The sequence below is a fragment of the Actinophytocola sp. genome, from assembly GCF_035942955.1.
Taxonomy (GTDB): domain Bacteria; phylum Actinomycetota; class Actinomycetes; order Mycobacteriales; family Pseudonocardiaceae; genus DASYTH01.
Window position 1 is genome coordinate 1 of sequence record NZ_DASZCQ010000230.1, and the last position, 6803, is coordinate 6803.

Genomic DNA, 6803 nt, shown 5'->3' on the forward strand with positions numbered 1-6803 from the left:
GTCGTCCAGTCGGGCTGGACGACCGGGGCGAGACCCGCGACATTGATGTCATGACTGAAACCGTCGAGCACCCCCAGGTGCAGCGCGGGGTGCGCCGTCGGGGCGACGTGGTGTTCCGCTGGCTCGCCACCGGCTCCGGCCTGGCGATCGTCATCTCGATCGGCCTGATCGGACTTTTCCTGCTGATCCAGGCCGTTCCATCGCTCGCGGCGGACAACGTGAACTTCCTGTTCAGCCCGGAGTTCGCGACCGATCCCAACAACATGAGGTTCGGGATCCGGGACCTGCTGATCGTGACGGTGCTGTCGTCGATCCTCGCGCTGGTCATCGCGATGCCCATCGCGCTGGGCATCGCGCTGTTCCTCACCCACTACGCGCCGCCGTTCCTGATGCGGCCGCTCGCCTACCTTATCGACCTGCTCGCCGCCGTGCCGTCGATCGTCTTCGGCCTGTGGGGGATACGGGTGCTGGGGCCCGCCCTGGAGCCGGTCGCGCAGTGGCTCAACGACACGTTCGGCTGGATCCCGCTGTTCGCCGACGGCAACGTGTCGATCGCCGGTGGCGGGACGATCTTCACCGCCGGCATCGTGCTGGCCGTGATGATCCTGCCGATCATCACGGCGGTGACCAGGGAGGTGTTCCGGCAGACCCCGACCATGCAGATCGAGGGCGCGCTCGCGCTCGGCGCCACCCGCTGGGAGATGATCCGGACCACGGTGCTCCCGTTTGGACGCAGCGGCTACGTCGCCGCGTCGATGCTCGGGCTCGGGCGGGCGCTCGGCGAGACGGTCGCCGTCCTGGTGATCCTGCGCGCGGCGTCGAGCCCGTCGACGTTCAGCCTCTTCGACGGCGGCTACACGTTCGCGTCGAAGATCGCCTCGGCCGCGGCGGAGTTCAGCCAGCCGCTGCCTACCGGCGCCTACATCGCCGCCGGGCTCGTCCTGTTCCTGTTGACGTTCGTGGTGAACGCCATCGCCCGCTGGATCGCGGGTGGGAAAGCGCGGCCGGAATGACGACCACCGAGTCCACAATAGATCGTCCGGCCGCGCCACCGGCGTTCCAGCACATCAGCGTTGTCCGCAAGACGAAGAACGCGGTCGCCACCGTGCTCGTCACGCTGTCCTTCCTGGTTGCCGTCGTGCCGCTGGTCTGGCTGCTGATCACGGTGGTGGGCAAGGGTTTCGACGCGATCGTGTCACCGGGATGGTGGTCACAGTCGCTCAAGGGCGTGCTGCCCGAGGAGTTCCGCGGCGGCGTCTACCACGCGCTGTACGGCACGTTCGCGCAGGGCCTGGTGTGCGCGCTGATCGCCGTCCCGCTCGGCATCATGGCCGCCGTCTACCTGGTCGAGTACGGGCGCGGCCGGCTCGCCCGGATCACCACGTTCATGGTGGACATCCTGTCCGGCGTGCCGTCGATCGTCGCCGCGCTGTTCATCTTCGCCCTCTGGATCGCCGCGTTCGACTTCCCGCAGAGCGGGTTGGCGGTGTCCCTGGCGCTGGTGCTGCTGATGCTGCCGGTCGTGGTGCGGTCCACCGAGGAGATGCTCCGCCTGGTCCCCGCCGAGCTGCGCGAGGCGTCCTACGCGCTGGGCATTCCGCAGTGGAAGACGATCATGAAGGTGGTGCTTCCGACCGCGCTGTCCGGCATCGTCACCGGTGTCATGCTGGCCCTGGCCCGGGTGATGGGCGAGACCGCTCCGGTGCTGGTGCTGGTCGGCTACAGCCGGTCGATCAACTTCGACATCACCGACGGGAACATGGCGTCCCTGCCGTTGCTGATCTACACCGAGCTGATCAACCCCGAGCCGGCCGGTGTGCAGCGGGTCTGGGGCGCGGCGCTGACCCTCGTCATCGTGATCATGTTCTTCAACCTCCTGGCGGCCGTGGTCTCGCGGTTCTCCGCCATCAAGTCCAAGTGAGCGGGCGGTAGACACGGCCATGGCGAAACGACTCGACCTCAAGGACCTCAACCTCTACTACGGCAAGTTCCACGCCGTGGAAGGCGTCAACGTGTCCATCCCACCGCGGATGGTCACCGCGTTCATCGGACCGTCCGGCTGCGGCAAGTCCACGGTGCTGCGCGGGCTCAACCGGATGCACGAGGTGATCCCCGGCGCCCGGGTCGAGGGCAAGGTCCTGCTCGACGGCGAGGACATCTACGCGTCCTCTGTGGACCCTGTGTCCGTCCGCCGCACCATCGGCATGGTGTTCCAGCGGCCCAACCCGTTCCCCACGATGTCCATTCGGGACAACGTGGTCGCCGGGTTGAAGCTGGCCGGGGTGCGGGACCGCAAGCGGCTCGACGAGGTGGCCGAGCGCGCGCTGCGCGCGGCCAACCTGTGGACCGAGGTGAAGGACCGGCTCAACAAGCCGGGTGGCGGGCTGTCCGGCGGCCAGCAGCAGCGCCTGTGCATCGCAAGGGCGATCGCCGTGCAGCCGGATGTGGTGCTCATGGACGAGCCGTGCTCTGCGCTCGACCCGATCTCCACACTCGCCATCGAGGACCTGATCGGTGACCTAAAAAAGGACTACACGATCGTCATCGTCACCCACAACATGCAGCAGGCGGCGCGGGTGAGCGACCAGACGGCGTTCTTCAACCTCGCCGGCGTCGGCCAGCCCGGCCGGCTGATCGAGGTGGACGACACCGAGAAGATCTTCTCCAACCCGTCCAAGAAGGCCACGGAGGATTACATCTCCGGTCGCTTCGGCTGATCGTACGATTGGCGCGTGGACGAGCGGCGTCCCGTGCTGTCGAGGCACGCCGTGGTCGGCGCGGCCGTGAAGATCGCCGATGCCGACGGCTTGTCCGCGGTGTCGATCCGCCGGGTCGCCGCCGAGCTCGGCGCCCGCACGATGAGCCTGTACAGCCACATCGACGGCAAGGACGACCTCCTGCACCTCATGCGCGAGCGGGTCGCCGGCGAGACGATCATCCGAGGCGACCTACCCGACGACTGGCGCGCGGCCACCCGCCGGATCGCCAACCGCCTGCGCGAAACCATCCTGCGCCACTCCTGGGTGATCCACCTGCTGGGCCACTCCGGCCACATCGGACCGAACACGCTGCGCCACCTGGAGCAGTCGCTGCGCGCCCTCACCCGCCTCACCCCCGACCCCCGCGCCGCCCTCTACATCGCCATCGCCGTCGACCAATACGTCCTGGGACACGTCACCGCCGAAGTAACCCGCCGCCCCGCCCTCGCCCACCCCTACACCCGCATGCTCCTCGACGGCGGCGAGTTCCCCACCCTCGCCCCCCTCGTCGCCGGCGGCCTCCCCCGCGCCGCCGACTCCTTCGAGCGCGGCCTAACCTGGCTCCTCAACGGCATCGAAGCCGCCCACCGCTAACCCCCACCCACCCGCCAACGGCGCCATCGACCAAGAGCCAGCTGTCCAGATCCACCATGGTCCGGCCGACCCGCACGGCCCGCCGCAGGCGAAGCTCGACGCCCTCGTCGGCCCGGCGCACCAGGCATAGGCGTGCCTCAGCCACGGGCCTTCGCCTCACGGTCGCGTCGGACGAGTGCCTCCACGCGGTTGACCGGGAGCGGCCGAAGGTCAGCAAGATCGAGTGTACGGCGGTCAGCAGTGGGCATCGAAGACGTCAAGGCGGTGGCCGAGGCATGTGGCCTCGAATGACATCATCTAGTTGGCGGCCGACGCCACCAGCGTCTCCAATCATGAGGCCGACGTCGTTCCTAGACTGCTCCAGTGCGAGGGCTACGCCCGTGCCGTGATCCCGGCTTTCACCCCTTGTGTTGCAGCCCAAGGCCGGTGAGCATATGGCCCCCTGTGCATCCCGTTCGCCTGCTTCTCCGTCGAAGACGGTGCTGGCGCCGTCGCCATCGACCACTTGGTCGGCGTGTTCCCGATGGAAGATGAGGCGATGGTCGAGCGGCATAGGCCCGATTCGAACCTGCGCGCAACGGCTCTGAGCACGCGCGATTCGCTCGCCTGGGTGCAGAAGATGTCCAGGTCGTGAGCGAGGAGAGGCAGTGGAGGCCGTCGTCCTACCACCCACCGTCTGGCGGAGATCCTCCAGAGTGGTGGGGCCGCCAACTGTGTCGAGGTCACCCCGCGCGGGGCGCCAGCCATCCGAGATAACAAGAACTCGAGCGTCCCTGCCATGAACGTCGTGCCGACCTGCTGGGCAGCCTATCCTCGCCGCCATGGAGGTCGGCCGGGTCGATCTCTAACGCCCGTTTGCTGGTGGGAACCGCGCTGGTCCCAGTTTCGTCAGAACCCCGTCGCGCGCGGTCGCCGGTTGGTACCGTGCGTGTGTGGTCTGAGCTGCGGCAGTGACTAGGGGCAGACATGTACATCGACAGTGGTGGCGGAGGCTCGGCTGGCTTCGGCGCTATCGGCGAGAGCATGAAGGCGTTCGCCGGAGCCGCCGCGGCCGGCGCGTTCGCGATCAACGAGTCCGGCGGTCAGGCCCTCCTCAACGCCATCCGCGACATGAAGGACTGGGTCGACGAGCGCCAGCAAGACCTTCAGGTCTTGACCTATGAGCCCCCGCTGGGCAGCAGCCACGGCGCGAACACCATGAAGAGCTTTGTCCCGCAGGTCGCGACCGATGGCCAGGGATTTATCACGATGCTGATGAAGTTCCGGGAGTCGCTGACGGATGCCGAGCAGGGCATCAATGACGCGATGCGCAACTATCGGGCCCTCGATGAACGCGGGTCCACCAAGCTTAGGTCGACGTAACAAGCGCGAGAAGGGCAGTTGGATTCGCTGTGAGGCGTTCGGTTGTGCTGGCGTCGGTGTTGGTCGCTCTCGCCGGCGGCATGGTCGCGTGCTCGGATAAGACCAACGGTTCGCCGCTGCCCGGAGACCCACCAGGTGAATCGACACCAAGGACGACTCGACCCACATCGTCTACCGGCTCAGGCGGTAGCCCGCTCGCCGACAAGGAGCCGTGCTCGTTGCTCACCGAGAGTGCGAAGACCGAGCTCGAGCTCAGTGGAGCCGGTGAGGAACGCAAGATCGGATCGGCTCGGACTTGCCGGTGGCGGAAGCGCGGCCCGAGTGAAACCATCATCTTCGGGGTCGATATCTGGGACACGGCGGGTATCGACGATGTCCCAGATGACGTGACGATCAATCCACTGCCGGACATTGGGTCACACAAGGCGGTCCAAGGTCCCGCCAAACAGGGCGGATCATGCACCGTGTTCATGGCTGTCACCGATTCGTCTCGAGTGGGGACGACTGTGACGGCGGGGACGGATGTCCAGAAGGGCTGTGAGCTTGCCTTGCAGATGGCAAAGCTCGTCGAGCCGAAACTGCCCTGAGGGTTAGGGGAGGAGACAGAGGATGGCGCCACCACCGGGGGTTCAGACGGCGGTTCGGCCTCCGGATCCGGGGGATCCGCGGTCGAACGATGTGTCGAATCCGCGCAGTCCGAATTATGACCCGACGAGTGAGCATTATGACGCGACGCGGGATCCGAGCAGTCGGTATTACATCGACCGGACCGGTCAGGTGGATACCGGCGAGGATGTGCGGGAGCAGGCGGAGCAGGACGTCAACTCGCACGACGAGTCGACCGATGGTGGGTTCCTCGGGATTCAGGATCTGATCGAGCTGTTCACCCGCAACGGGCGGATCGACGAGCAGACCAGGCGGGAGCTGGATGCGCAGGCGGCTCAGCTGGCGGCGGGGCTGCCGACCAGGCCGGCACCGCCGATCGACGCGGCCAACTACCTGAGCTACGACCACGGCCAGCTCAAGACCATGGTGACCGAGAACGCCGACCCGGGCACCGTGGGGTCGACCGGTGACCTGTGGATCGAGGCCGGGAACGAGATGATCCAGTTCCAGGAGCGGGTGGCGTCGGCGATCAACAGCAGCGAGTCGGACTGGCAGGGCACGGCCGCCAACCAGGCGCGCGGGTTCATGGCGAGCGTCGGCAACTGGGTGGGCACGGCGGGGCAGAGCGCGGCGCTGGCCGGGACGCAGACCAACCTGCAGTCCGAGGCGCTGTCCGCGGCGTCGTCGTCGATGCCGGAGGAGGTGCCGTGGGATCGGGAGGCGTGGATTCAGCGGATCCAGACGTCCAGTGATCCGCTCGGCACTTACATGGACGCGCTCGACGAGTACAACCGGAGCCAGGAGGCGCACCAGCAGGCGGCGCGGGTGGTCACCACCTACGACAACGGCCTGTCCGGGGCAAGCACGATGCCGGCGTTCACCGCGCCGCCGACGATGGCCGGTGAGGGTGGCTCGACCGACACCGGCAAGGGTGACAGTGATGGCGTCGGCCGAATCGGCGGCGACAGCACCGGGCCCGGGGGCACCGGGTCGGGTAGCGGCGGCTCCGGGACCGGGGCCGGCGGCGGCGGTGGTGGCGGGTCGTCGACCCTGCCGGGTGTTCTCGGCGGGCCGGGTGGTCCCGGCACCGGCGGCGGATCGGGTTCGGGGCAGCCTCCCGGTGGGACGAATCCCGGTGGGACGCCGGGGTTGCCGGGTGGGCCGGGCGGTCCCGGCGGTGGTCCCGGGTTGCCGGGCGGGGGCGGGCCCGGCGGCGGGAACCTGCCGCCCGGGGCGTTCCCCATCGGCGGAGGGCCGATCGGCGGGGTGGGTGGCGACACCCTGCGTCCGGGCGGCGGCCGAGGCGGCAGCGGCTTCGGGCCGGGCGGGGGCCGTGGATTCGGCCCCGGTGGCGGCTCGGGAAGCGGGAGCGGGTTCGGCAGCGGCTCGGGCTCCGGAGCGGGCAGCGGCGCTGGTTCGGGCTCGGGCTCGGGTGCCGGCGGCGGCCGCGGAGCCGGCGGTGGCATGGGCGCGGGCGCGCTG

General features: G+C 68.5%; 8 protein-coding genes and 1 pseudogene. All 9 read left to right on the top strand.

What is annotated here, in order from left to right:
- The first annotated feature begins 50 nt into the window (after positions 1 to 50).
- A complete protein-coding gene (gene pstC / locus VGX25_RS23835; RefSeq protein WP_326920114.1) occupies positions 51 to 1013 on the top strand; it encodes a phosphate ABC transporter permease subunit PstC in 963 nt (320 codons plus the stop codon).
- The gene (pstA, locus tag VGX25_RS23840; RefSeq protein WP_326920115.1) at positions 1010 to 1921 is read left to right on the top strand and encodes a phosphate ABC transporter permease PstA; all 912 of its coding nucleotides are present in this window, start codon (positions 1010 to 1012) and stop codon (positions 1919 to 1921) included. The genes pstC and pstA overlap by 4 nt, the downstream gene beginning before the upstream one ends.
- A 19-nt stretch (positions 1922 to 1940) precedes the next feature.
- Positions 1941 to 2717, top strand: coding sequence for a phosphate ABC transporter ATP-binding protein PstB (gene pstB / locus VGX25_RS23845; protein WP_326920116.1), 777 nt, complete (start codon positions 1941 to 1943; stop codon positions 2715 to 2717).
- A gap of 15 nt (positions 2718 to 2732) precedes the next feature.
- The gene (locus VGX25_RS23850; RefSeq protein WP_326920117.1) at positions 2733 to 3353 is read left to right on the top strand and encodes a TetR/AcrR family transcriptional regulator C-terminal domain-containing protein; all 621 of its coding nucleotides are present in this window, start codon (positions 2733 to 2735) and stop codon (positions 3351 to 3353) included.
- Between the two features lie 301 nt (positions 3354 to 3654).
- Complete coding sequence (locus VGX25_RS35755; RefSeq protein ID WP_414635934.1) at positions 3655 to 3783, top strand: Scr1 family TA system antitoxin-like transcriptional regulator; 129 nt, start codon at positions 3655 to 3657, stop codon at positions 3781 to 3783.
- A gap of 255 nt (positions 3784 to 4038) precedes the next feature.
- Positions 4039 to 4311, top strand: coding sequence for a DUF397 domain-containing protein (locus VGX25_RS35760; RefSeq protein WP_414635935.1), 273 nt, complete (start codon positions 4039 to 4041; stop codon positions 4309 to 4311).
- An 8-nt stretch (positions 4312 to 4319) separates the two neighbouring features.
- The gene (locus VGX25_RS23855; RefSeq protein WP_326920118.1) at positions 4320 to 4715 is read left to right on the top strand and encodes a hypothetical protein; all 396 of its coding nucleotides are present in this window, start codon (positions 4320 to 4322) and stop codon (positions 4713 to 4715) included.
- 80 nt (positions 4716 to 4795) lie between these two features.
- Entirely contained in the window at positions 4796 to 5302 is a 507-nt protein-coding gene (locus VGX25_RS23860; RefSeq protein WP_326920119.1) for a DUF3558 domain-containing protein, read from the top strand.
- 190 nt (positions 5303 to 5492) lie between these two features.
- Positions 5493 to 6803 (top strand): annotated as a pseudogene (locus VGX25_RS23865) (hypothetical protein); the annotation flags it as partial.

Bases quoted from the DNA above. Each gene is read 5' to 3' on its own strand.
- pstB (WP_326920116.1), top strand. From the start codon at position 1,941: ATGGCGAAACGACTCGACCTCAAGGACCTCAACCTCTACTACGGCAAG.
- pstA (WP_326920115.1), top strand. From the start codon at position 1,010: ATGACGACCACCGAGTCCACAATAGATCGTCCGGCCGCGCCACCGGCG.
- pstC (WP_326920114.1), top strand. From the start codon at position 51: ATGACTGAAACCGTCGAGCACCCCCAGGTGCAGCGCGGGGTGCGCCGT.
- VGX25_RS23860 (WP_326920119.1), top strand. From the start codon at position 4,796: ATGGTCGCGTGCTCGGATAAGACCAACGGTTCGCCGCTGCCCGGAGAC.
- VGX25_RS23855 (WP_326920118.1), top strand. From the start codon at position 4,320: ATGTACATCGACAGTGGTGGCGGAGGCTCGGCTGGCTTCGGCGCTATC.